Source organism: Rhizobium sp. 862_C5_N1_2 (assembly GCF_051811205.1).
Taxonomy (GTDB): domain Bacteria; phylum Pseudomonadota; class Alphaproteobacteria; order Rhizobiales; family Rhizobiaceae; genus Rhizobium; species Rhizobium leguminosarum.
In genome coordinates, this window is the sequence record NZ_JBPWPT010000005.1 from 39,942 (window position 1) to 63,030 (window position 23,089).

The 23,089-nt window shown below is 58.4% G+C and carries 19 protein-coding genes and 9 pseudogenes; 10 read left to right on the forward strand and 18 right to left on the reverse strand.

The genetic code is table 11. The features are described from left to right. The first annotated feature begins 253 nt into the window (after positions 1–253). Entirely contained in the window at positions 254–526 is a 273-nt protein-coding gene (locus ACD590_RS35525; protein ID WP_096771485.1) for a transposase, read from the forward strand. Between the two features lie 419 nt (positions 527–945). Here the strand turns inward: ACD590_RS35525 and ACD590_RS35530 are convergent, their stop codons facing one another. The 6 genes and pseudogenes from ACD590_RS35530 to ACD590_RS35555 form a co-directional block, all read right to left on the reverse strand. Continuing rightward, positions 946–1,302, reverse strand: coding sequence for a type II toxin-antitoxin system HicB family antitoxin (locus ACD590_RS35530; protein WP_096771484.1), 357 nt, complete (start codon positions 1,300–1,302; stop codon positions 946–948). Further along, on the reverse strand, positions 1,299–1,553 hold the full coding sequence (locus ACD590_RS35535; protein ID WP_096771483.1) for a type II toxin-antitoxin system HicA family toxin: 255 nt from the start codon (positions 1,551–1,553) through the stop codon (positions 1,299–1,301). The genes ACD590_RS35530 and ACD590_RS35535 overlap by 4 nt, the downstream gene beginning before the upstream one ends. Positions 1,554–2,212: 659 nt before the next feature. Then, positions 2,213–2,689, reverse strand: coding sequence for an SOS response-associated peptidase family protein (locus tag ACD590_RS35540; protein WP_425351024.1), 477 nt, complete (start codon positions 2,687–2,689; stop codon positions 2,213–2,215). Further along, positions 2,664–3,629 (reverse strand): IS5 family transposase, encoded by a 966-nt coding sequence (locus ACD590_RS35545; protein ID WP_425351023.1) that lies wholly within the window; start codon positions 3,627–3,629, stop codon positions 2,664–2,666. Before ACD590_RS35545 ends, ACD590_RS35540 begins: the two co-directional genes overlap by 26 nt. 132 nt (positions 3,630–3,761) lie before the next feature. Then, positions 3,762–4,998: pseudogene (gene serA, locus ACD590_RS35550) on the reverse strand (phosphoglycerate dehydrogenase). A 449-nt stretch (positions 4,999–5,447) separates the two neighbouring features. Further along, positions 5,448–5,783 (reverse strand): nucleotidyltransferase family protein, encoded by a 336-nt coding sequence (locus tag ACD590_RS35555; RefSeq protein WP_345774744.1) that lies wholly within the window; start codon positions 5,781–5,783, stop codon positions 5,448–5,450. Between the two features lie 671 nt (positions 5,784–6,454). Here ACD590_RS35555 and ACD590_RS35560 point away from each other — a divergent pair. Next, positions 6,455–7,107: pseudogene (locus ACD590_RS35560) on the forward strand (winged helix-turn-helix transcriptional regulator). 122 nt (positions 7,108–7,229) lie between these two features. On the opposite strand, the gene ACD590_RS35565 reads toward ACD590_RS35560, so the two are convergent. The 5 genes from ACD590_RS35565 to ACD590_RS35585 are packed head-to-tail and all read right to left on the reverse strand — an operon-like array spanning position 7,230 to position 9,790. Then, positions 7,230–7,601, reverse strand: coding sequence for a molybdopterin cofactor-binding domain-containing protein (locus ACD590_RS35565; RefSeq protein ID WP_439004411.1), 372 nt, complete (start codon positions 7,599–7,601; stop codon positions 7,230–7,232). Further along, positions 7,598–8,278 (reverse strand): dehydrogenase, encoded by a 681-nt coding sequence (locus tag ACD590_RS35570; RefSeq protein ID WP_239621114.1) that lies wholly within the window; start codon positions 8,276–8,278, stop codon positions 7,598–7,600. Before ACD590_RS35570 ends, ACD590_RS35565 begins: the two co-directional genes overlap by 4 nt. Further along, complete coding sequence (locus ACD590_RS35575) at positions 8,275–9,036, reverse strand: N-acyl homoserine lactonase family protein (RefSeq protein WP_096771482.1); 762 nt, start codon at positions 9,034–9,036, stop codon at positions 8,275–8,277. The genes ACD590_RS35570 and ACD590_RS35575 overlap by 4 nt, the downstream gene beginning before the upstream one ends. Beyond that, complete coding sequence (locus ACD590_RS35580) at positions 9,033–9,512, reverse strand: (2Fe-2S)-binding protein (RefSeq protein WP_096771481.1); 480 nt, start codon at positions 9,510–9,512, stop codon at positions 9,033–9,035. The genes ACD590_RS35575 and ACD590_RS35580 overlap by 4 nt, the downstream gene beginning before the upstream one ends. After that, complete coding sequence (locus tag ACD590_RS35585) at positions 9,509–9,790, reverse strand: hypothetical protein (protein WP_239621115.1); 282 nt, start codon at positions 9,788–9,790, stop codon at positions 9,509–9,511. The genes ACD590_RS35580 and ACD590_RS35585 overlap by 4 nt, the downstream gene beginning before the upstream one ends. 89 nt (positions 9,791–9,879) lie before the next feature. Here ACD590_RS35585 and ACD590_RS35590 point away from each other — a divergent pair. Beyond that, a pseudogene (locus ACD590_RS35590) lies at positions 9,880–10,592 on the forward strand (IS6 family transposase). Positions 10,593–10,608: 16 nt separating this feature from the next. Here the strand turns inward: ACD590_RS35590 and ACD590_RS35595 are convergent. Together ACD590_RS35595 and ACD590_RS35600 are read right to left on the reverse strand one after the other, a co-directional pair. Next, a pseudogene (locus tag ACD590_RS35595) lies at positions 10,609–10,806 on the reverse strand (DUF6429 family protein); the annotation flags it as partial. Between the two features lie 137 nt (positions 10,807–10,943). Then, positions 10,944–11,116, reverse strand: a pseudogene (locus ACD590_RS35600) (transposase domain-containing protein); the annotation flags it as partial. A 195-nt stretch (positions 11,117–11,311) separates the two neighbouring features. Here ACD590_RS35600 and ACD590_RS35605 point away from each other — a divergent pair. From ACD590_RS35605 to tnpC, 4 genes and pseudogenes are all read left to right on the forward strand, one after another. Next, positions 11,312–11,779 carry an avidin/streptavidin family protein gene (locus tag ACD590_RS35605; protein WP_064842422.1) on the forward strand — a complete coding sequence of 156 codons (468 nt, stop codon included), beginning with the start codon at positions 11,312–11,314 and terminating at the stop codon, positions 11,777–11,779. A 254-nt stretch (positions 11,780–12,033) separates the two neighbouring features. Next, complete coding sequence (gene tnpA / locus ACD590_RS35610; protein ID WP_037080141.1) at positions 12,034–12,438, forward strand: IS66-like element accessory protein TnpA; 405 nt, start codon at positions 12,034–12,036, stop codon at positions 12,436–12,438. A gap of 55 nt (positions 12,439–12,493) precedes the next feature. Next, on the forward strand, positions 12,494–12,778 hold the full coding sequence (gene tnpB / locus ACD590_RS35615; RefSeq protein ID WP_348627821.1) for an IS66 family insertion sequence element accessory protein TnpB: 285 nt from the start codon (positions 12,494–12,496) through the stop codon (positions 12,776–12,778). Positions 12,779–12,825: 47 nt separating this feature from the next. Next, positions 12,826–14,189, forward strand: a pseudogene (gene tnpC, locus ACD590_RS35620) (IS66 family transposase); the annotation flags it as partial. Between the two features lie 161 nt (positions 14,190–14,350). Here tnpC and ACD590_RS35625 read toward each other — a convergent pair. Beyond that, positions 14,351–14,800: pseudogene (locus ACD590_RS35625) on the reverse strand (IS6 family transposase); the annotation flags it as partial. Continuing rightward, on the reverse strand, positions 14,689–15,102 hold the full coding sequence (locus tag ACD590_RS35630) for a hypothetical protein (protein WP_239621176.1): 414 nt from the start codon (positions 15,100–15,102) through the stop codon (positions 14,689–14,691). The pseudogene ACD590_RS35625 and the gene ACD590_RS35630, both read right to left, overlap by 112 nt. Before the next feature lie 237 nt (positions 15,103–15,339). Between ACD590_RS35630 and ACD590_RS35635 the strand changes: the two genes are divergently transcribed. After that, positions 15,340–15,966, forward strand: coding sequence for a pyroglutamyl-peptidase I (locus tag ACD590_RS35635; protein WP_096771919.1), 627 nt, complete (start codon positions 15,340–15,342; stop codon positions 15,964–15,966). Between the two features lie 316 nt (positions 15,967–16,282). Then, a pseudogene (locus tag ACD590_RS35640) lies at positions 16,283–16,866 on the forward strand (hypothetical protein). A gap of 221 nt (positions 16,867–17,087) precedes the next feature. Here ACD590_RS35640 and ACD590_RS35645 read toward each other — a convergent pair. The 3 genes and pseudogenes from ACD590_RS35645 to ACD590_RS35655 form a co-directional block, all read right to left on the reverse strand. Continuing rightward, positions 17,088–18,118: pseudogene (locus ACD590_RS35645) on the reverse strand (type III polyketide synthase). Positions 18,119–18,544: 426 nt separating this feature from the next. Continuing rightward, positions 18,545–19,378 carry a hypothetical protein gene (locus ACD590_RS35650; protein ID WP_342588543.1) on the reverse strand — a complete coding sequence of 278 codons (834 nt, stop codon included), beginning with the start codon at positions 19,376–19,378 and terminating at the stop codon, positions 18,545–18,547. 51 nt (positions 19,379–19,429) lie between these two features. Further along, complete coding sequence (locus ACD590_RS35655) at positions 19,430–19,999, reverse strand: hypothetical protein (protein WP_096771921.1); 570 nt, start codon at positions 19,997–19,999, stop codon at positions 19,430–19,432. A 971-nt stretch (positions 20,000–20,970) separates the two neighbouring features. Here ACD590_RS35655 and ACD590_RS35660 point away from each other — a divergent pair. Continuing rightward, on the forward strand, positions 20,971–22,869 hold the full coding sequence (locus ACD590_RS35660) for a hypothetical protein (RefSeq protein WP_239621118.1): 1,899 nt from the start codon (positions 20,971–20,973) through the stop codon (positions 22,867–22,869). The last annotated feature ends 220 nt before the right edge of the window (positions 22,870–23,089 follow it).

The window sequence follows — 23,089 nt, forward strand, 5'->3', positions numbered from 1 at the left end:
TCCAACAGTCTCGCCAAACGTGATCAAAGACGGATTACGTCGTGCACCGAAAAATCACGTAACGGGTGTTCCGCTCCCGCGTTGCCCTGACTGCCCAAATCTGTGATTGGCTTCCATGGACGAGCGACGGGAGTTTCTCCATTAAGAGTACATTGGCGGTTCTAACAACCAAGAAATCTGGACGTGAGGTCACGGGCACCGACGGGACGAGGTCAAAGGCAGAGATCGTTTCCAAGAGCCTTCGGCCGACGTGATGGTGAATGAGGTCGCACAGCGGCATGGCGTGAAGCCGAACCAACTGTCGACTTGGCGAACGATGGCGCGGCAGGGCAGGTTGATCCTGCCTGCACCCGAGGATGCGGTGGAGTTCGCCTCGGTCGATCCGCCCGCTTCGGAGTCGCCAATCAAGAAAGCCAGCGGTCCCGAGATTTGTTGGCTCTGTCACGATCCGTACGGAACAAGGCGCGTCTGCTGCCCGGATCGCCAGGGCGGTGCGAACAGGCCGCTGATGTTCAAAGGTCAATAGTGCGGCGACTAACAGTTCCAGCTTTTCGAAGTCTGCAACGGGTTATACCGCTCGAAACACCGACTGCGGCAGCTTCGATGACCAGCCAAGGTGCTGTCGACAGCACCTTCCTTTCGCGATAGTGCATGCCCCCCGCTCCGGATTTCCCGCTGAGATCTGTACGATGCGCGGAAAGTCATCCAAAAGAATGAGGTCTCGCATGCGTCAGACTTCTTCCCGACGCTCGGTTCCTGACCCCGAGGGACCGATATTTGTTCTAGCGGCTGAGTGTTTAGTTCCCACATCGCCGGCACCGCCAGAGCTTTCGAGACTAGAGCTTGTTGCCATGCTGTTCACGGTCTGGGCCAAGAGGATCGCATAATGGATCGTCGGGAACACCAATTCACCGGACACGCCGATGGGCGGTACTGTGAAGGGAACTACGCCGGCAAGCGCGCCTCGGCATAATGGTCGGCGGCCTCTTCCAGCACCTCTTCTGCCCACTGGTTCAGACTCTTTCCCGAAAGCTCAGCAGCAAGAGCTGCTCGGCGATGGACTTCGGGAGCGACACGAAACATCATCTTCCCAGAATAGGGTCGCTGAGGCTCTTTGCCGATTTTCCTGCAGGTCTCGAGGTAGTCATCGACTGCCTCATGGAAGGCTTTCTTGAGTTCAGTGACACTGTCACCGTGAAAGCCGATTACATCGGAGATACCTGCAATCCTGCCGAAAAACACATCGTCCTCAGCGTCGAATTCGATGCGAGCGTGATATCCGTTATAGGTCATGATGTTCATGGCGTTACTCCAATCTGCATCAGGAACTCGCGAGCATCGCGCACCTGATAACGCTTTGCTTCCTTGTCCGGATGAGGTCGATGGAAGCTCGCAATGATCTCGTCTTTTTCAAACTTAACGCGGGAACCGTTCCCCTCAATGACGTCGGCTCCGGCAGCCACAAGCAGATTCTCTATAGCGGCCCATTCAATGGTTCCCGAGACCGGGTCCGTGAAGACCGCCGCGAGAGTCTTTCTCTGCTTGCTGTTCATGCTAGCAAATATAGAGACGCTTGCTGATTATGCAAGCACAAACTCAACAGCCTCTTGAATTCATCCCAAAGGTCGTACCGGGGGGCGTGGTGGGGCAATAATCGCGGGTCGGCAGTTCGTATCCCTTCAAGGCGTCCATTGGGCACCCTCGCCCAACTCATTTCTATGGCTGCGGGATCTGCGACGAATGTCTGGCACCATGACTGCCGGCGGCAAAACACCTCCACCGATTCTGGCGACGTTCGAAGACGCGCTTGCGAAAAGCTCGGAGGAGGGGAAACGGACCTGGCTCTATGCGAGGAGCTTAGCGGAACCGATATCGTCAGCTTCAACCCCGGCACGGGAACACTGCGTCTCGACCACAATGCCGAAAAACGCACAGAATTTCATATTGCATTGCAACATGCGCATGGCTGCACTGCGATCTGAGCGCTGGCGGTCGGGGCAGCCTCTGGTATTTTCAGATCATCGAAGCGATGCACCTCCTCCCGCAAAGCTTCGTGTTTCAGGCGACCCATTCCTCCTCCCAAGGGGCGCCTGACGGAATAGCGGCACTCCTCCTCCCAGCCGTTGTTCAATTCTTTCGAAAAGCCTGCCGCACCTCCTCCCGCGGCAGGCTTTTTTCGTTTTCCGATACAATCAAGCTCTGAGTTCCGGCGTTAAAGCAAACCGCCCTGTTCCACCGGCTCTCCGGATGTCGAGACGATCGTGGATCCATACGGCTCGCGTGAGGAAATAATTAGCGCGTCGTCCGGTAGAGGCCGTGCGAGATTCTTGGCCTCATCCCAAGGCGCCCGCATCCAGGTGTCGGTCTCTTCCTTCGTCAGCAGCAGGACCGGCATGGCCTTCTCATGGATCGGCTCCACCAGTCTGTTGGGATCCGTGGTCAAAAACCCATAAAGGTCGTCGGTTGTCAGGCCATCCCTGACTTTTCGGACACTCTGCCATTGCGGCACATGGATGCCAGCGAAAAACATCAGCGACTTTTGCTCATCGCGGGCGAACCAGGCATTTGGCACCTTACCACCTTCCGCTTGGCTGGCCGGATCCGGTTCCGCGAAACTGGTGACCGGGACGAGACATCTATTTTCGACGCCGAACCATCGCTTCCTATGCGGAAAATTGAGCTTGCGCACATTGGTCGTGCCGCGGTCGGCCTCTATGCGGATCAGCTCTTCGAAATCGAATGGCTTGCCCTTGGCCGCAAGTCCGTGGCTTTGGCCGTCTTCTCGAGCGCGAAGCGCGGGGAGGGCAGTCCCCAGCGCGCATGGACCAGTTGTTTCTTCCCGTCCGCGGTATTGCGGACGATCGGCCCCATCTGATCGATTTCTCCCAATCCTTGGCGAGACGGCGGCAGCGTCCAAGCCAGGCGAAAGTCCTTTCCACCACCCATCTCTTGGGCAGGACGACGAAGCCCTTGGCGTGATCCGAACGCTTGACGATTTCGATCGTCCAGTCACCATGGCCGCACATTGCTCGCCTCAACTTGGCTCCGGCGTAGCCACCATCGGCGAAGATGTGGCGCAGCCACGGAAAACGGCGGCGGATCGCCTTGAGGACATGGGGTGCGCCGTCGCGATCCTGTATGTCGGCAGCATGGATGAACACGAAGATCAGAAATCCAAGCGTATAGGTGACAATCTGACGCTTGCGGCCCTTAATCTTCTTGCCTGCATCATAGCCGGATATTCCGCCGCTTTCCGTGGTCTTGACGCTTTGGCTGTCGATAATCCCTGCCGTCGGTTGCGCCTCCCGTCCCTCGATTTCCCGCGCCGCCATCACCAGAAGCTGGTTGATGCTCTGCCACAGTCCGATCGCGCGCCAAGCATAAAAATAACCGCGCACTGTCGAAACCGGCGGAAAATCGCCCGGCAGCATGCGCCATTGGCAGCCGCTCGAGGCGATATAGAGGATCGCCTCCACGACCGGGCGCATATTCGTCGTCCGACGCCGCCCGCCACGACGCGCTGGCGGGATCAGCGGTTTGATCAACGCCCATCCCCGGTCCTCCAAATCACTTGGAAAACGAAGCACGTCTCGGTTATGCCCACGGCGAGCGATAGCAGTCCAGCTCATCGAAACCCCATTTGATTTAGCACCAATAGGGAATCACAACTGCCTGTTTCGCTCAACTTCTTTTAAATCGGGCTCTAAGGCGTGAATTCACAAACGTTCAGGCCAAAGTGAAATGACGCACAATGCATCGGGTCAGTAAAGCAATCGAGCGCGTATCGTTCCCGGAATCTGGCGAACTTCATCAAGGATGTCATCCGCTCTCTGGCCAATGCTCTCGGCCTCAATCACCACATAACCCATCTCGCCGAAGGTCTGCAGGAATTCGCCGACGATATTCAGTCCGCGGGACGAAAAAATCATATTCAAACTGTTCAAGATCCCAGGGCGATTTTCATGAACATGGATGAAACGTGTGCCGTTCGGTCGCGGAGGCAGTTGAACCTGGGGAAAATTGACCGCGCCCAGCGTCGAACCGACGTCCGAATATTCGACGAGCTTCCTTGAGACTTCCCCTCCGATGCGCTCCTGGGCTTCTTCGGTTGAGCCGCCAATAAGTGGCGTCAGAATTACATTGTCCAAACCCTGTAGCGGCGTCTCGAAAAGTTCTTCATTGGATGCCGGCTCTTTCGGGAACACGTCCACAGCGGCGCCTGCGAGATGCCCTTCTTTCAAAACCGTCGCAAGCGCCTCAAGATCGACCACGGTCCCGCGGGAATTGTTGATAAAAACGGCTCCCTTCTTCATTCGGCGCAGTTCCGCTTCAGTGATCATGTTTCGCGTTGAACCGGTCTCTGGAACGTGCATCGTCACATAATCTGAGATTTCGAGCAGTGCCCCGAGCGTTTCCATCGATTCTGTATTGCCGTGCCGAAGCTTGTCCGAGGGATCGAAATAGCGCACGTTCATGCCCATACTTTCCGCAAGAACGCCAAGCTGCGAGCCGATATTGCCATAGCCAACGATTCCCAGCGTTTTACCGCGCACCTCACGACTGCCGACGGCAGATTTTTCCCATCCGCGTTCATGAGCCGAGGCCGAACGCGGGAAGATCCGCCTGGTCAGCATGATGATCTCACCGATCACAAGCTCGGCCACCGAGCGCGTATTTGAATAGGGTGCGTTGAACACGGGTATCCCACGTCGGCGGGCCGCATCCAGATCGACCTGATTTGTCCCCACAGAAAAACAGCCGACGGCCATGAGCTTCTTAGCCGATCTGAAAACTTCCTCTGTCAGATGTGTGCGTGAGCGAATTCCCACAATGTGCTTCGGCTATATGACTTTTGAGATCCTTGTCATCCAGAGCCTTCGGCAGATGCGTGAGATTGACGTAGCCGGATGACGAAAAATAGTCCACCGCGCTCTGACTGATGCCTTCAAGCAGAAGTACGGAAATCCGGTCGCGCGGAAGCGAAAGAGGTCGGGACATTGGATTGCTCTCGATTTTGAATCATTAATATACCGACAATGTGACTGAATCCTGTTGCCCTGTCTGTGAGCTTTTGTGGCCTCATCTAAAAAACCCGTATTCGGAGATCATCGCTCAGGGCCTGTCCCATCATCCACCTCTCCGCTGTGGATGTTGAATCAGCTTCGACCGGCCCCGTCACCTCACAATCGATTCATCAATCGCAGGACATGCTCTAGCAAATGATGTAGATCTTTGGGCAATGCGGAACTGTCCGCTGGCGAGCCATATGTTCAACCCCCGAAGTCGGTTATGATGTGCAATTGTCCGTGGATCTGACATAGACAAAGCGCCGTAGATCTGGCCGTCGCCGCTATTGTGATGTCCCTCGGCTCCTCGTTCTCAATACGTGAGTTCCGGCACAAGCAACTGAAGGGGTGGCGACAAACAACTTTCGCTGTTGCTGAGGATCAGGATACGATACCGCCAGCTGCGACCAATGCTTCCATTGTGTCGACATCGTGCAATGCTGAGGGACCGATATCGACTTCTACGACCGGCAGATTGGAGCCTCGGATAATATTTCGTGCTCCAAGGTCGCCCTTAAGATTGGCGACCTCGCCCAGGAGAGACCTGGGAAGGATCACTGGATTCCCGCGAACGCTCCCGCAGGTCGCGACAATAATCGGTCGACAACGATGAGCAAAGAAAGCCTCAATAAGCGAGTTTATGTCAGCTGTTGAAACCCACGGCATGTCGGCCAGCATGACCAGCGTTCCTTGCGCCGATCGCACGTATGTCGCCACCTACGGACTTGGTGTCACCGGCGAGTTCGTCGCTCTGATTAATGCAACGTCTAGGTTGGTTGACCTTCCTCCCCAAGAGCGCGAGCGCCAGCGGTGCTGCAGGTCTTCCCAGACGGAGCCCCACCGGCGCCTTGAGGCTAAGGCGTGAGCGTCAGTGCCAGTTGCCGTGGGGTGTTTATGCGGTCACGCCGCACCTGATGACAAGATTATTGTGTGAGTACCTGCAGACCTTCTTTCTGGCTTATCGCCTGCGATCGGATCGCCGTTTCTTATGGGTCCGAAGCTTTCAATATTAGACCTGATGCCTTATCTATAGTGTGAACCATCATCAATTCGGCCTCGTCCGATGAACAATTTTATAAAGCTGCCCATGAACATTGCGTCCTCACCCGATGTTGAAAAACCCTTGTTAATGCAGCGGCAATCATCGGTTCGTCGAACCATGGAAATTGTTTTCGAGACCTGGAACTTCTTGATTCTTCGAGAAGCCTATTTCGGTGTGCGTCGGTTCGACAAATTTCAAGAGCGTTTGGGATTTCCACGGCAAACGCTTTCGTCCCGACTCTGTGGCAAATGAGATCCTCAGCACCGGCAAGCGGCCCAACGAGCCGGGGCAACAGTATTTTCTAACCCTCCGAGGTAAAGATCTTTTTCCGACGATGCTTTCGCTCATGGAGTTCGGCGACAAGTGGTTGACAGGGGGCAACGAAGCCCCGCTACAGTTGATTCATAAAAGTTGTGGGTGTGAATGCCATCCCATCACTGTCTGCTGCGAGTGTCTCGAACCTTTCACGGCTAAAGAAGTTGCGCCTCGCGACGGACCGGGCGCGGGGTATGCTCCGGTCGAGACGCGCCCGACATCTCGCAGAAGCTCAGATTCGACACTTTTGGAAAGAGTGCGGCCGTGCTCCGTCGCGCGGACGCTCGCGATCATTGGCGATCGTTGGAGCTTCCTCATTCTGAGAGAAGGCTGGTTCGGTGTTCGCCGCTTCGAGGAAATGCGGGAGAATCTCGGCATTGCGACCAACATTCTCGCGGACCGTCTCTCCCGGCTCGTACAGGCAGGGTATTGCGCAAAGTTCCCTATAATGCGGGCGTACGCTTCGAGTATCGCTTTACGGAAATCGGCCTCGATCTGTACAAGCCCATGCTCGTCATGATGGCTTGGGGAGACAGGTGGCTCTCAGATGGCAAGCCACCGATGCGGCTTCGGCATAAGGGCTGCGGGCAGGATTTTTCCGCCATTTTGGTCTGCTCCGAGTGCAAGAAGCCCATCTCCTCCAAGGACACCGACTATATCCTGAGGTACCCATTTGACCTTTGAAGGGTCTCTTGTCCCATAGGGATTTCCAAAAACGCGATGTTCGGGGTCAATCCGGCGCATCGGGGAACAGTCTCTTATGGCGAAGCATCTGGAAAATGCGCTCTGGAGTAACTGGCAGCGTTCTACCGACACGCCGAGGTGAGAAAGCGCGTCCGAGACGGCGTTTGCGATCGCCGCCGGCGCGCCGATCGTGCCGCCTTCGCCCATGCCGCGAAAGCCGCCGATATTATTCGGCAGATTTGCTTCGGTATGGACGATACCGCCAGCTCAGCCTCGATCAGTTCGTCGAAGGCCTGACTGGTCGCGGAAAGATCTTCCAGCCGATCGCTGATGTACTTGATTGGCCGCTTCAGCTTTCGAGCCAGCGCGCAGACAAGAATTTCTTCGCCGTAGAGCGACCCCTTGCCGCCGAAGCTGCCTCCCACATCGGGGGCCACGACGCGCATGCGTGTTCCTGGGAGGTCGAGGCAGGCCGAAAGCACATCGCGGATCACGCCCGGAATATTGGAGGACGTGTAGCGTGAGCGATTGTTTCCGGCTCTCCCATTCGGCGAGATAGGACCGGTTCTCCATGGCAGCCGCGGTCTTCCGCGTCATCCGGAACTTGCCTTTCACGGTGACCGCTGCATCCTTGGAACGCCGCGTCGACGTCGCCACGCTTGAACTCGCGGCGGATGATCGTGTTGGTGCCTGCCTCCTCATGCAGGAGGGGTGCATCGTCCTTGACCGCATTGATAGCGAAGGGCAGTGGCTCGTACTTGATACTGATATGTTCAAGCGCGCCTTCCGCCGCGTACCGGCTTTCCGCCACAATGGCGACGACCGGCTCGCCTACATATCGAACCTTCCCGCGTGCAAGTGGCCATATGGGGGTGGCGTAATAACCAGGCATACGCGAGGTCGGTATGGCAGGTTTGATCTCTCCTTCCAGGTCGCTCGCGTCATAGATCGCGACGACGCCGGGCATCGAGAACGCATCGCCGACATCGATGTTCAGGATTCGGGCATGTGGCTGGTCGGAGCGCCGCAATGCGATATGCAACATACCGGCCGGCGCCATGTCATCGACATACTGACCAACACCCGTCAGCAGACGTGGATCTTCGGTGCGCTTGACCCGCTTGCCGACAAGTTTGGGCCGCAGCTCGACGGAGTGGTCCTGATGGCTCATTCGTAGAACTCCGTACCCTTTCGCAACCCTTGCCACTGCGCGTCGTCGTGGCCGGAAATGATGGTAGCTCCCCGCTCCCGAAGAGCTTTCAGGCGAGCGAGTGCCTCTGCGGCCAGCTCGATGTTCCAAGTATTTCTTGGAGCGATACCGGTGTCGACGTTCGCCTGGAGCGGCGCAGCATCTGAAGCGAGGATGAAAGAACCATCCTTTTCCAGCTCGACACGGGCGACGGTCATCCCGGGGGTATGACCCGGCATGGGCAGTAAGACGATGCGCCCGTCGCCAAAGACGTCATGCTCCGCGTTGAAGGTCTGGAAACCCTGGGGCTGGTCCCATTCTCCTCGAAGATAGCCTAGATTTTCTGCACCGTTTGCCGTTGCTGCCTTCGCCTCCGCTTCGTGGCAGAAGATCGTCGCGCGCCGAAAGTACGAGTTGCAGCCGCAATGATCGGGATGCAGATGTGAACAGATCACCACATCTATGTCCTCCGGATCGAGAGCAAGAGTCTTCAACTGATGAACGACCGTCTGCTCAGGTGAAAAGATCGGGGTCATAACCTTGCTTAACCCGCCCCATCGCGCGCCTGGATCGATGGCGGCCTCCGGACTGCATCCGCTGTCGAACAGCGCGTTGCCTTGGGGATGGCGCACCAGGGTGGCGTGAACCGGCAACTCGATCGCTTCTTCCTTCGGTGCCCCGGGGACGTAGATGGACCGGCGCATACGGAGCCGGCCGCCTTCAAGAAAATGCATCTTCATCTCAGAGGTCCTCTCTCCCTAGCCAGTTCGCGGACGGCATTGACGATGTTTTCATATCCCGTACAGCGACAGATGTTCCCCGACAGCGCTTCCCTGATCTCCTCATCGGTTTCCAGCGGGTGGTGGCGAAGAAGGTCGGTGATCGCCATGATGAAACCGGGCGTACAGAATCCGCATTGCAGGCCATGATGCTGGCGGAACGCTTCTTGGATTCGCCCGAGTTTATCGACGCTTCCCTGGCCCTCGATGGTTTCGATTTCGCTCCCGTCCGCCTGCACTGCAAGCGTCAGACAGGAGCGTGCGCTCCTTCCATCGAGAATGACCGTGCAGGCACCACAAACGCCATGTTCGCACCCGACGTGGGTTCCGGTCAGGCAAAGGTCCTGGCGCAGGAAGTCGCTCAGCAGCATTCGTGCTTCAATCGTGCGCGTCGTACACACTCCGTTGACGCTGACGGTGATCGTCTTATCACTCATCTTGCTTGAAGCCTTTCGTGGTTCGCACGGCTCCAGGCGGCGCGAAGGGCTCGTTTGGCGAGGACGCCGGAGAGATGTCTACGATAATCTGCAGAGGCATGGATATCGGTGTTGGGGGTGAGAATTCGCGCTAGGCGAACCGCCACCATATCGAGAACCGGCTCGGACACATCCGTCCCCTCGATGATGTCCTCGATCTCTTCGAGCCGCAGCGGGGTTTCACCAACGCCCATCATGCCAACGCGAACGTCAGACGCCCTGATAGGAATGTCAAGCAATGCGATTTCGCCACTCGAGGGCGGCAACACCCAACCGTCAGGTGAGGAGATGGCATCGTAAACTAACGGAAATTGGATTTCGATGTCCGATCACGGGCTATGACACACACCGTGATCCGCTTTACCGTCGCATCGCTTTCCCGCCGAGGTGATCGCTCATGCCGTTTGGCTGTATTTCCGCTTTCCTCTCAGCCTACGGATGGTCGAGGACATGCTGGCAGCCCGCGGGATCATTGTCTCGCATCAAACGATCCGACCGTGGGCGGAGAAGTTCGGCCGAGCCTTCGCCAACGACATACGCCGTCGTTCGGTCGGAGCGCTTGGTGACAAATAGCACCTGGACGAGGTGGTCGTCACCATTCGCGGCAGAAGGTACTGGCTCTGGCGTGCCGTTGACCAAGACGGCTTCGTTCTGGACGTTCTCGTGCAAAGCCGCCGAAATGCAAAGGCGGCAAAGCGCCTGATGCGCAAGCTTTTGAAAGACCAGGGACAGCCGCCACGGGTGATGATTACCGACAAGCTTCGATCCTACGCCGCCGCGAAGCGAGATGTCATGCCTGGCATCGAGCACCGCTCGCATAAGGGCCTCAACAATCGGGCGGAGAATTCTCACCAGCCAACCCGGCGACGGGAGCGGACCATGAAACGCTTCAAGTCGCAGCGACAATTACAGCGTTTCGTCTCCATCCATGACCCGGTTGCCAACCTCTTTCATATCCCTCGCCACGACATTCCCTCCAGCCATCATCGCGAACTGCGAGATGCAGCGATGAACTTATGGTCGGAAATGGCTCGCGTCTGAGTGAAAACCCAGGCCATCGTGATAATCCGTCGCCAATCGCGATTAAGTTTACAATGCCCTTCGACTTGTTGACCGGGTCGCCGATCAAGCTCTTCCTGTGAAGCCGATCCGTCGTTGCCCAGTCGAAGCCCTTCCAGGCACAACGCTCGTTATGCAGCGTCAGCCATAACAGCGCCAGAACGGCATCGTCGATCTTGTCCTCATCGATCTCCATGAACCGACGTTACCACGCGCGGCGCCCAAAATCCCGCGGCCCTGCTCGGATGGATACGATCTCTCTGAGCAGTTGGAGGTTCTCGCCGGTCATGGTGGCGACGTCTTCGATCGTGCAGATATGCATCGAACGAGCCATCAGGCGGCCTTTTGCGCAGTGGAGACCGTCGGGAGCATATTCCACGGCAACAGGTCTTCAAGCCTATCTACCGGTGAATCTTTGATCTGGGTTAGGACGTCCGTGAGGTAGCTCTCGGGGTTGCGGCCATGCAGTTTGTCCGTTCAATGATGGTCAAGATATTAGCGTTGCGCTATCCCGTTCGTAATTTGCATGGTGTAAGTCTTCACTCCCGATGCTCGTTCTCGGGCCGCGCCGCGCAAGGCGCGGCCCGTCTTTCGGGTTTCTCAACCCGGTAAATTGCTACTCGGATTGATTGATTATTACGAGATTATATGCAACCTTCGGTACGATCGCCGACGGTCGGCGCACATCAGGAGGAAAAACCATGATCCGTACTACTGCAGTTGCAGCACTTGTGTTTGCTGTAGCAACCTCAGCTCTTGCTTTCGATGCAAGCAACTTCAAGGATTTTTCAAGCATCGCATCGGCTTCCAGCAGTTGGCAGAACCAGTCCGGCTCGACGATGATCATTCAAGTCGACTCGTTCGGAAATGTCTCCGGCCAATATGTAAACAGAGCCCAGGGCACCGGATGCCAGAACTCGCCCTATCCGCTAACAGGAAGGGTAAACGGGACGTTCATCGCATTTTCGGTCGGCTGGAACAATTCGACGGAGAACTGCAATTCCGCAACCGGATGGACCGGCTACGCACAGGTCAACGGCAACAACACTGAGATAGTTACGAGCTGGAACCTCGCTTACGAAGGCGGCTCCGGACCGGCCATTGAGCAAGGACAAGACACTTTCCAGTACGTGCCGACGACTGAGAACAAAAGCCTCTTGAAGGACTAAACTCCTCTGCCCTGCCGGCGCTGGCCCGTCGGAGATTGTGGAGCAAGAATTCATCGAATATGGCCAAAGGCTTAGACGAAGCTGCTTTCCCTGCCGAATAAAAGCGCCGCGTGCTCGTCCGCGCGGCGCAAATCCTATTTGATGAGTTCAATGCGGCCAAAACGGCAAGCTTTCCGGACAAAAGTGAGCATCCGAGGATGCGCCGCCTTGAGCGCGTAGGATGAATCTGTCGTTTTGTCGCTATGGACAGGCATATGGACAGTTTTCGGACACCGGTGAGCCGGCTTGAAATCATCGACCCAGGGCGTCGGCGGCGCTTTACCGCCGCGGCCAAGCTCAAAATTCTCGAGGAAGGCTTTTCCGGCGATGGTCGCCAGGTTTCCGCGACGGCGCAGAAGCATGGGGTTTCCCGCGCACAACTGTACCGCTGGCGGCAGTTGGCGCAGGCCGGCAATCTTGGCAGCAATCGGATCGAGGGCTTTGTGCCCGCGCTGATCACACCGGACGTGCCTACGCCCGTGTCGGCTCCATCGACTCCGGTAGTGGGTAGCCGTCGCATGGAGGTGCGGAGCGCAAACGGCCGGCGCGTCCTTGTCGACCGTGACGTCGACGTCGATGCGCTGCTGCGAATCCTGCGCGGGCTGGAGACACTGCGATGATCCCGATCCCGACAGGCGTCCGGGTTTGGTTGGCGACGGGCAATGCGGATATGCGATGTGGGTTCCCGTCCCGGCGCTACGGGTGCAGGAGGTGCTGAAGCACGACCCGCTGGGCGGTCATCTGTTCTGCTTCAGGGGCAAACGCGGCGATCTGATCAAGGTCGTTTGGCACGATGGCCAGGGGGCCTGCCTGTTCACGAAAAAACTGGAGCGAGGAAGGTTTATCTGGCCTTCCGCCGAAGGTGGGGCGGTGGCAATCTCGTCGGCGCAGCTTTCCTATCTGCTGTCCGGAATTGACTCACGCGCACCGCAGGAAACCTGGCGCCCCAGCCGGGTCTGACTGCATTTTTGCACTGAGATTGTTGAGAAATCTAATTCAATGTCGTTATGACATTGCCGCCGCTTACCCTGCCATCGGACCTTGCCAGCGCTCATGCGGCGCTGCTGGCCGAACGTGCTGCGCGGCTGCAAGCTAGCTGAGGCAAGCGGCCAACGCGAAGGCGCGGCTGTCGAGCATTGAGGCGCTGAACGTGCATTTGCAGTTGCTGATCGGCAAGCTGGAGCGCGAGAAGCACGGGCCGCGCCGCGAGCGCACGCAGCGGCTGATCGATCAGTTGGAATTGCAGCTCGAAGAGCTCGTGGCGTCGGCCGCCGAGGACGAACTGAGCGCCCAAGAGGCCGCGGCAAGAACGCAGTCCGTGCGCGCCTTCGCCCGCAAGCGTCCAGTGCGCAAGCCGTGGCCCGAAGACGTCGAGCGCGCACGCATCGTCATCGAAGCGCCGACGGCATGTGCCTGCTGTGGCGGCTCGCGGGTGTCGAAGCTGGGCGAGGACGTGACGGAAACGCTGGAGGAGATCCCGCGCCGATTCAAGGTGATCGAGACGGTGCGCGAGAAATTTACCTGCCGCGATTGCGAGGCGATCAGTCAGGCTCCCGCACCGTTCCATGCGACGCCCGCGCGGCTTCATCGGCCCTCAGTTGCTGGCGACGATCGTGTTCGACAAGTTCGGGCAGCACATCCCGCTGAACCGCCAGAGCACGCGGTTCAAATGTGAGGCATCGGTCTGTCGACCCAGACCCTGGCCGATCAGGTCGGGCACGTCACCTTCGCCCTCAAGCCGGTCTTCGACCTGATCAAGGCGCATGTGTTCCAGGCCGAGCGGCTTCACGGTGACGACACGACGATCCCGATCCTGGCCAAGGGCCAATGCACCACCGGGCGAATATGGGTTTACGTGCGTGACCATCAGCCGTTCGCCGGCCCTACGCCTCCAGCGATCGGCGCGGCGAGCACCCGCAAGGGCATCTGGCCGACTTCAGCGGCATTCTTCAGGCTGATTGCTACAACGGCTTTAATCCGCTGTTCGACCGGACGAGGAAGCAGATGCCGGCTACGCCCGCGTTCTGCTTTGCCCATGCGCGCCGGAAGTTCTTCGAGCTGGCCGATGTCGCTCGCAACGCTCGGCGCGGTAAAGGGTGCCAAGCCGATCTCCCCGGTAGCCCTCGAGCGCGACATAAACGGCCTGAGCGCGGCCGAGCGGCTTGCGGTCCGGCAGGAGAAGAGCAAGCTGCTACTGGGCGATATGGAGGAATGGTTGCGCACCGAGCGGGCCAGCCTATCGCGCTCATCGCCGGTGGCCGGACCGATCGACTATATGCTGTCGCGCTGGGCTGACTTTGCCCGCTATGCCGACGACGGCAGAACCTGCATGACGACGGATGGTGTCGAGAAGAGTGAATCTTCACTCTCTCGCTGCATGCAGTGGCTTTTCTTTCCAAGCCGCCACCTTCCGCTCGTAGGCTCTTTCAGCGCGTTCGACATATTGCGCTTCGCGATCGCGGATCTCTTTGATCGGCATCGTAAACTTAATCGCGATTGGCGACGGATTATCACGATGGCCTGGGTTTCCACTCAGACGCGAGCCATTTCCGACCATAAGTTCATCGCTGCATCTCGCAGTTCGCGATGATGGCTGGAGGGAATGTCGTGGCGAGGGATATGAAAGAGGTTGGCAACCGGGTCATGGATGGAGACGAAACGCTGTAATTGTCGCTGCGACTTGAAGCGTTTCATGGTCCGCTCCCGTCGCCGGGTTGGCTGGTGAGAATTCTCCGCCCGATTGTTGAGGCCCTTATGCGAGCGGTGCTCGATGCCAGGCATGACATCTCGCTTCGCGGCGGCGTAGGATCGAAGCTTGTCGGTAATCATCACCCGTGGCGGCTGTCCCTGGTCTTTCAAAAGCTTGCGCATCAGGCGCTTTGCCGCCTTTGCATTTCGGCGGCTTTGCACGAGAACGTCCAGAACGAAGCCGTCTTGGTCAACGGCACGCCAGAGCCAGTACCTTCTGCCGCGAATGGTGACGGGCGGTGACGGCGCCATGCACCGCAGAAATGGTGCATGCGATCGCCGTGAATAGGGCGCTGCTCGGAAACGCGGACAAAGCGGCAGCTTGGCTCGCCTTGGGGGAGCAGGCCGACTTCGTGCAACACTTTTGCGGCATTCGAATTACCTTGGTCAAGGCTTGGCTGGATATCCTCGCGGTAGACGGAATAGCCTCCGGTGTGCGATTTGTGGAGATCGAGGACGCCATCTTTAATATACAGGCGCCTGAGTTGCAGATAGAGATGTTGGAACTCCTTTGCACGTGCGGAGGTTAGGGGCATCTATGCACCTGCGCGGATCAAGAGCTGGAACGATTATTTCCGGTCGGTCAGACCATTGATGCTCTGCCCTAAGTTCCGGCGGGATTTCTGGCTCGGATTGAGCCGTGTGAAACACGAGGCCACCCGACTCGACCTTGATGCGGGAGCGCGAGCCCGCCTGCTGCAACGGTCCACGTGGGCGAAGGATTGGGGGAACCGAGCCGTCGAGCGAAGAGATTGTTTCCGGAGGGATCCGCAATGAAAGCGCTGGTGACCGGATTCGACGCGTTTGCCGGGCTTCCGTTTAACCCATCCGAAGAGATTTTGAAAAGCCTAAGACGGCATCCCCCAAACGACCTGTTCGATCTGATCGAGTTTTCGGTCCTTCCAACTTCATACGCGGGAGTCGACAACTGGCTCGAGCGAAGCCTCGATCTCGCCCTGGACGCAGATCTAATCCTAATGCTTGGCCTGTCTGTGTCGACAGATAGGCTTAAGCTTGAGCGCTTTGCCATCAACGTAGCCGATTGTGGCGTAGCGGACAATCGCGGCGAGGTTCGCAGTGGAGTCGCGATTGTCGATGGCGGCCCCCGCGCATACGGGACCTCTGTCAATCTTGAACGTGTCGGAGCGCAGCTGGCGGTGGCTGGTATCCCCTATTGCGTGTCGAACAACGCGGGCTACTACGTCTGTAACTATATCTATTACCGCGTACTTAGACGCTTAGACGAAGTGGCGTCGACCGCGAAGGCCCTGTTTGTCCATATACCTTGGGCTTATCCCGTGACGATACAGGAGCATTTCGATTTGCCGCAACGGGACAGGCATCTAGCAGCCATCGGAAAATTACTGCTGGCATGCCGGATGTATCTAGATGAGTGCTGAACTGCACGGCTGTGGTTCGGCGTTGACGGATGACCCCCGTGGTTCACGTGGGAGGCGCAGGCGATCAGATCTTGGACCACCGCAACGGGAACTTGCACCCCGCGCATGGGCGGAGGCGGGACGGCAGGGAAAACTCGTCATCCATTTTGTGCCCAGCAGTGACCGACGCCCGCAGTGAGATAGGATTAGCAGCATACCGCCGGACGCCAATACCCTCCTGTGGGTCGGCGATCACTGCCTGAAGACATACGACCGCGTCAACGTGATCGTTGCCGGCAAGCAGCCGGAGTCCCAGTACCTTACGATCGACGAGGCGGTGAAGCATTGTGAAGAGGGCATTGGCGTCTGGGACTGGGCAAGCTTCGAAAACAATACAATCGCGCCGGACGTCGTGATGGCATGTGCGGGCGACGTGCCGACTATGGAGACCTCGCGGCCGTCATGCTGCTGCACGCGGCGGTACCAGATCTCAAGATAAGGACGGTCAACGTCGTCGATCTACTCGCGCTGCAAGGTCCGAAGGTGCATCCTCATGGCCTCGATGATGCACGGTTCGATAGTATCTTTACGCAGGACAGGCCGGTCATCTTCGCCTACCACGGCTATCCCTATCTCATCCACCGGTTGACGTACCGGCGCACCAATCACGGCAACATCCACGTGCGCGGGTTCGTGGAGGAGGGAACTACGACGACGCCGTTCGACATGACCGTATTGAACGAGCTGGACAGGTATCATCTCGCTCTCGAGGCGATCGCGCGAGTGCCCGATCTCGCCGAGAAGGTGCCAGATGTGGTGGCAGACCTGCATGCAAAGCTCGACGAGCACCGGGCGTTCGTGCGGGAGCGTGGAGAAGACATGCCGGAAATCCAGAATTGGCGCTGGGCACGCTCCTCCTAGCGCCACCGATGACCGGATTTGGGTAGCGACTGCCACCGCATACTGCCGCAGCCACGCTGGCACGCAGGAGAGAGGATTCGAGTGCGAGGTGGCAACCTCGCTCGACTTGGGGTGTCCCAACGGCAAGCGCAGCCTTTGCAGCGTCAGCTTCAGCCTGTTTCGAGTCGTTTTCGCTCTGCAGACGATGCGATCCCAAAACGTCGTAGAGAATGATCGCCGGATCATGCTGCAGCCGTCAACGAGAGGCAGCTAAGGGTGAAGCCCGGTCCCATCGCCGTCAGGACAGTTCTCCTGGGTAGTCCTTGCGCAAGAAGCTTCTCGAGTACGAACAGCGCGGTTGGCGAGGACATGTTCCCATAGTCCGAGAGCACCTCACGTTCCTGGTCGAGGGTTCCCTGGCTTAGTTTAAGCGCCGATTCCAAGGCTCCGGGGTGGCACGCAAACCGGTCAACGTCGGCAGGAGTAAGATCTGATCGGGCGAGTATGGACGTTACGCCCTTCAGCACATGAGTTTCGGCGAACGATGGTATCGCACGGTCGAAGATCACGCCCAGACCCTCCGGATCGACGCTCCATCCCATGATGTCTAGCGTGTCGGGCCACGTATGCTTGGCCTGCAAGTTCGACCTCGGCCAGACCGGTCTCACTGGCACGCACCACGCAGGCGGCGGCCCCGTCGCCGAAGAGGGCGGTCGCCACGATGTTCGCCTTCGTAAGCTTGTCCATATGCCAACGTGCAGGTCTCGGCGGCGACCACCAGAACGACTGAGCCTGGCCGGGATGCCGCCAGCCGTGACGCGATTGAAAGCGCAGAGACTCCGCCGGCACAGCCGAGGCCAAACACGGGAACCCGTTCGACATCGTCCCGGAAGCCCAGCTCGCCGCTTACCCTCGCTTCCAGACTAGGTGTCGCAATACCAGTCGAGGAGACGGTTACGATCGTGTCGGCATCGCCTGCTGCAAGGCCCGCCGACGCGAGAGCCTTGCTGGCGGCGGCGACGAACATTGCACTCGCGCCCTCGATGTGAGCGAGGTTTCGTTCGGGCCATCCCGACGTCTCGAGATACCACTCGATCGGCCGGACGGCATAGCGGCGCCGAATTCCCGAGGTTTCGAACACCCTTGCCAGCTTTTCGAAATCGCCAAATCGCGATGAGAACGCGGCGTGCGAGGCTCGCGCCGCGTCACGCTGGTCGATGACATGTGGCGGAACGGCGGTACCGACGGATACCAGCTTGACGGAATGCTGCATAAGACTCCTTGCGACGGCGCGGGAAGAATTTGGTACGCCGCGCGAGGACGAGACCGAACCGTACGCCTTGATCCTCAATAAGGTTGCAATGCGGGCGAGCCTGACGCCGCACTTCGTCGGAAGGCTTCAGAGACGACGACGCGCGAAGAATGCCTCCCGCGGCTTCGTGTCTGCCTTGATCCACGTCAATGCGCTCAACGTGTGCTTCAGGTTGAAACCGAACGAGTAATCGCTGCGACGTGAAAAGGGGCCATCCGCTTATCGAGTGGATCGCGCTCTATGCCGATGGCACGGAGCCGGCTTTCTGCCGTCTCCGCCGATCCCGGTGACGATCGCTTGTCCAGCGGTCGCTGACGCGCCTGGCGACGAGGCCCGTTCCGGGCCGCTTCCGTCTGTTTCGCCCCATGACATCGCCGCCCAGGCCCGTCAAGCGGCCCGTGAAGCCGGTCCATCTTCCGCGCCAGTCCGCAGAGCGGACCCGAGAAGATCTCCCGCCTTCCGCGCCACGCCGCTTGACAGTCCCGTTCGCCACCGCGGGGCGGGCTTTCGCCCTCCCCTTCTGTCCGGGGGAATGTCAGAGGCCATTCCCCCGGAAAGACCGGGGAGGCTTCGCCCGAGGGGGCTTGCCCTTCGGGGTGGCAACGGGAAATCTTGGAGACAGACAATGAGCATCGCGGGCCCGCGGATATTGCCATCGAGGAAATCGTCGAAGTCAGCTTGATCGAGGAGCGCACGAAACTGTCCGGCGATGAAATTTTGAACGTCGTTGTCGGCCGCCGTGACCTCGGCAAGGAGCTCCTCCCTGCCGTCGACAATAAGGAGGATGTCTTCAGCGTCACGGGTCATGATCAAGTCGCCGTTTCCCCTTCCGGCATAGGCTTCGAGCTTCGTCGCAAGAAACATTGGCGGCGTCAGGATCCGGATCGTGAGGTCTTCCGAGAGCTGGTAATGCTGTGCCGTCTCGATTCCACTCGCATACCATCGATTTCCGAATCCGAGGATAGCCGGATCATCCGGCATGACGTCGACCGTGAGCTTGCCGAGACGCATGCGGCAGATCACCGCCTCGTCAGCGGCCTCCATGAAGCCCAGTTGTCGAAGCTCTTCCTGGAGCTGTGCCCAGGCAGGAAGGCCCGCCAGGTCAACGATCAGGTCGATGTCATCTGTGGCACGCACATCCTCGAGCGTGACCGGATCAGTGATGAATAGCGCGGTCGTGCATCCGCCAACGAAGACCAGGCGCGAGCGGGTCTTCGCCAAGGGCCGAGGCAACGGCTTTCATCATTTCCAGCAGTTGAGCGCGGATCGCTGTCATTTGCTCATGATCCTTGACTTGAGGTGGTCGGTCGCGAGACCAACTTCCCGCTGGTTCCCGAGCCGGATCGCATCGACCAACGCGAGGTACTCGTAGAGTGCGTCGTCCTTCAGGACTGCGTCCGGCACGGTCTTGAAGAGCGGCTCCACCGCCTGCCCCATCTCCCTTCCGTTGGCATAGGGCCAAACGTAGTTGTACGTCCCGCCGCTGATCAGGAGTTCCGTGAGCATAGGTGCGGCGAAGGCAGTCGGTATGCCGCGCTGCATCGGTCCAACTTGGGCGGGGAAGACGAACTTTAGCCCGGTGGTAATGAAGCCGAACAGGTTCCTTCGGCTTGGCCGAGGCTCGTTCCTGCTGTTGTCTTTTCGCGCGATGCCTGATGCGACACTACGCTTGATCGACTGCGCTATTTCGGTCTTGCTGATCCCGAGTTGCGCTTCTAGGTTCCGAACGGAATATGGATCTCCCCCCACGGATTCCGATCGCAACCGATCGATGCCCTTGGTGAGTTCCTGATCTTGCAGGCTTACCAGCTTCAGCAGGACGACGATATCTTGGCTCTTCATAATAGTGTCCTCTGTCCTAGGACTGAGGACACTTAGCCTAAAGCAATTGGTCCTGTCAAATCTGTGGACATCGCCCTTAGGGTTGATCGTCTGGAGCAAAGAGCTCGATGTACCTCACAGTAAGTGCTTGGGCGATTTGGTAGATGATGATGATCGAGGGGTTTCCGAATTGATCAAGACCAGATTTCCAGCCGAAGCAAAGGCGCCTGGCCAATCTCTCGCCGGCACCGCCCCAAATAATATCTAAAATCGCGGGAAAAGCGGAATGGCATTAGCTCGAGATAACGCATACATTTCGCGAGAAACCTAAGGGAAACCCTGACCAGCTTTCGGCTTTCACTGAGGTGATTGCCACCGCTGTTATGACATGATGAAACAAAGGTTGGATGACGACCCCACATGTCGAAACTAGAGAATCATATAATCTCGACACAAGCTGTTCTATCAAGATCTCATTTTGCCAAATCACGGTTCAACGGTTCGATTCCCATCAAGGCGAGGGATGAGTTGGGTATGCCGCTCCGAATAGTCCCATTTGTCACATCACTGAAAAACTTCTGACCTAACGAGGCTTTCCGGGCCTCCGCTCAGGGTGCGGCCGTCGATCAGGAGTGACGAAATCATGTTGGAACGTGTTGGCAGCGAATCGAAAGAGGTCGAAACCCTGGTCGTGGACCTCGGCCAGAAAGACGTGACCGGCCGTTCTGCATCGGCAAAAACCATCGACGCCAGCGAAATACGCAAGATCGCGCCGAGCGGCAACGGGCAGGCACTCGACATCTCCGCTGCGCGGGGCTTCGTCGGGTTTACGCCGAGCAAACGCGGCGGCGCCGCGATCCTGGTCGATGCAAAGGTGAGCACGCCCGAAACCGACCCGGGCACCGATCTCAAGATCGACCTCGACGGTTTTCTCGCCGCTGCCCTCCAGCAATCTCGCCAGCTATTCGTTCAACGACGTCATGGCGGCGATCATGATCGGCACCGGGCTGGCCGGCAAGGGCATTGCCGCCAACGGCTCAGGCGACGGACGCTTCTTCGCCGGCAGCGGCGGCGACGCCTGGATCGCCGAGCGCATGTTCGCCACCAAGGATAATGGCTGGAGCAAGACCATCCAAAGTCTCGATCTGCCTTATATCGACAGCGACTATCTGACATCCAGCCTCAAGAAGATGGACCTTGTCATGTCGGGTTCGGATGCCATCGAGCCGGTCGTGGAGCGCCCGATCGACGAGAAAGACATCCTGGAAAGCAAGGTGCTGCGCGGTTACGCTCCGTCGACCGCCTATGAGCCGACGCTGAAGAAGCTCGACGAACTCAAATACGGCATTCTCGGCGACGCCGTGAAGGACGTGAACCGGGATTTCGTGGCGCCCCACAATATGGACCACCTCGACCAGCTGGCGCCGGAACAGAAGGCAACGCTGCTCTACGATCTCATCGAGATCAAACAGCAGTTCAACGGCTATATGAACCAGTATGGCGACAGCGTGCCCGATGGCGAGCGCGTCGGCAAGGACCTCGACGCGCGGATCGAAAAGCTGACGGCTGATCCCGCGACGCAGCAGCATCTCTCAGATATCTTCGCAAGCGGCATGAAGGAATATCTGCAGCAACCGGAGAATTCCGATCTGCTCACCAACATCGAAGACGCCTATCTGATCGATATCGGCGGCGGCAAGGCGATCGACCGGGCGCTGAGCGCCGGCAAGAGCTTCGAAGATGCCCTGAAGGATTATTATTCCGAACTCAACACGCTCGTCGATCTCCTGCCCCAGGATTATATCGACGCGCATCTCGACGCCGCGAACGTCACCTTCTCAAACATCATCAAGGAACATTATATCGGCGACGGCCAGGGTGTCGATCTCGAGCAGTTGCTGTCGGGTCCGGATGACACATTTGTGCCCGGCGCAACGAATGACGCCATCAGCCAGTTGGCAAACACCTTCGCCGAGGATTTCATCAGCAAAAACGGCCCGGCAGATGGCGGCGAAACGCTGAAACAGAATCTGGCGCAGGACATAGCACGCGACGTTGACGGCGTTCTGCGCATGGTGCGCGGCGGCATGAAGCTCGACGCCGCGGTCGCCTCCTTCAAGGATTCGCTCGACCTGCCGCGCCAGACTCGCACACCTGCTGGCATCGATGCCGAAGTGTACAAGGCCGGCCTCGTCCATGCGGTCCAGATGCTCAGCATGTCGAGCGTGCTGGTGGCGCGCGGCCTCGGTGTGGGCGGCAAGTGGACGCCGGCCGATATCGCCGCTGCGGTCGGCTCGGCGACGCAGATCGTTGGCATGACGATGGAGGGTCTCGGCAAGAACCTCGACGTTGCCGGCAAGCCGTTCAGCGCCTTCGGCAATCAGCCGGGCAGCTGGGGCAAGGGGATCTCCATGAGCTTCTCGCCGAAGACGATGGAAGCGGCGGGCAAGATTCTCGGTGCCGCCGGCGGCCTCGCCATGGCCGGCCTCGGCTTCTATCTGGCGTCGCGGACGATGAAGACCGGCGACCGCGCCAAGGGCGCGCTCGAAATCATCGGCGGCATTGCCGGTACCGGCAACGCGCTTATCGGTTTCTCCGAAGCGATGCTTTATCTGACCAATGTCATGTCCCGCGCCTTTTCCGGACTCGAAACGGTGGCGCCGGAAGTGGTGACCATCTTCAGCAACGCCGCCAAAGCCGGCCTTGCGGCGGCCGGACTGGTCACCGGCCTCGTTGCCTCGGCCGTCGGGCTGGCACTTGGCCTGTGGGATATGGCCAATGGCGTGAAGAAGCTCGACAAGATGGAAAAGCAGCTGAACGAGAAGCTTGAGCGCTACACCGGCGAGTCCGTGCATCTCGAATTCCGGCCGGATCCGTCATTCATCTGGTAAAGGCATAGTCGGCGGCAACGATGACCGCCACCCCGGAAAAGCCTGGGAAATGCCCTGCGAGCCTCGGTAAAAATGTGATTTGATCTCCCCGCGCGAGGTCGCTGCATTTATGCAACCGCGATGTCGCGATCGGGCTTGAATTATCGCGCAAAGGTCGATCTTATGCCTAACGTAAGGTAAACGACCTCATCCGCGAAAAGCGGACAAGAAAATCAAAGGG

Bases quoted from the DNA above. Each gene is read 5' to 3' on its own strand.
- ACD590_RS35605 (WP_064842422.1), top strand. From the start codon at position 11,312: ATGATCCGTACTACTGCAGTTGCAGCACTTGTGTTTGCTGTAGCAACC.
- ACD590_RS35655 (WP_096771921.1), bottom strand. From the start codon at position 19,999: ATGAAGAGCCAAGATATCGTCGTCCTGCTGAAGCTGGTAAGCCTGCAA.
- ACD590_RS35580 (WP_096771481.1), bottom strand. From the start codon at position 9,512: ATGAGTGATAAGACGATCACCGTCAGCGTCAACGGAGTGTGTACGACG.
- tnpA (WP_037080141.1), top strand. From the start codon at position 12,034: ATGGACAGTTTTCGGACACCGGTGAGCCGGCTTGAAATCATCGACCCA.
- ACD590_RS35535 (WP_096771483.1), bottom strand. From the start codon at position 1,553: ATGAACAGCAAGCAGAGAAAGACTCTCGCGGCGGTCTTCACGGACCCG.
- tnpB (WP_348627821.1), top strand. From the start codon at position 12,494: ATGTGGGTTCCCGTCCCGGCGCTACGGGTGCAGGAGGTGCTGAAGCAC.
- ACD590_RS35525 (WP_096771485.1), top strand. From the start codon at position 254: ATGGTGAATGAGGTCGCACAGCGGCATGGCGTGAAGCCGAACCAACTG.
- ACD590_RS35575 (WP_096771482.1), bottom strand. From the start codon at position 9,036: ATGAAGATGCATTTTCTTGAAGGCGGCCGGCTCCGTATGCGCCGGTCC.
- ACD590_RS35630 (WP_239621176.1), bottom strand. From the start codon at position 15,102: ATGCCCCTAACCTCCGCACGTGCAAAGGAGTTCCAACATCTCTATCTG.
- ACD590_RS35660 (WP_239621118.1), top strand. From the start codon at position 20,971: ATGATCGGCACCGGGCTGGCCGGCAAGGGCATTGCCGCCAACGGCTCA.
- ACD590_RS35545 (WP_425351023.1), bottom strand. From the start codon at position 3,629: ATGAGCTGGACTGCTATCGCTCGCCGTGGGCATAACCGAGACGTGCTT.
- ACD590_RS35530 (WP_096771484.1), bottom strand. From the start codon at position 1,302: ATGAACATCATGACCTATAACGGATATCACGCTCGCATCGAATTCGAC.
- ACD590_RS35635 (WP_096771919.1), top strand. From the start codon at position 15,340: ATGAAAGCGCTGGTGACCGGATTCGACGCGTTTGCCGGGCTTCCGTTT.
- ACD590_RS35570 (WP_239621114.1), bottom strand. From the start codon at position 8,278: ATGAGCCATCAGGACCACTCCGTCGAGCTGCGGCCCAAACTTGTCGGC.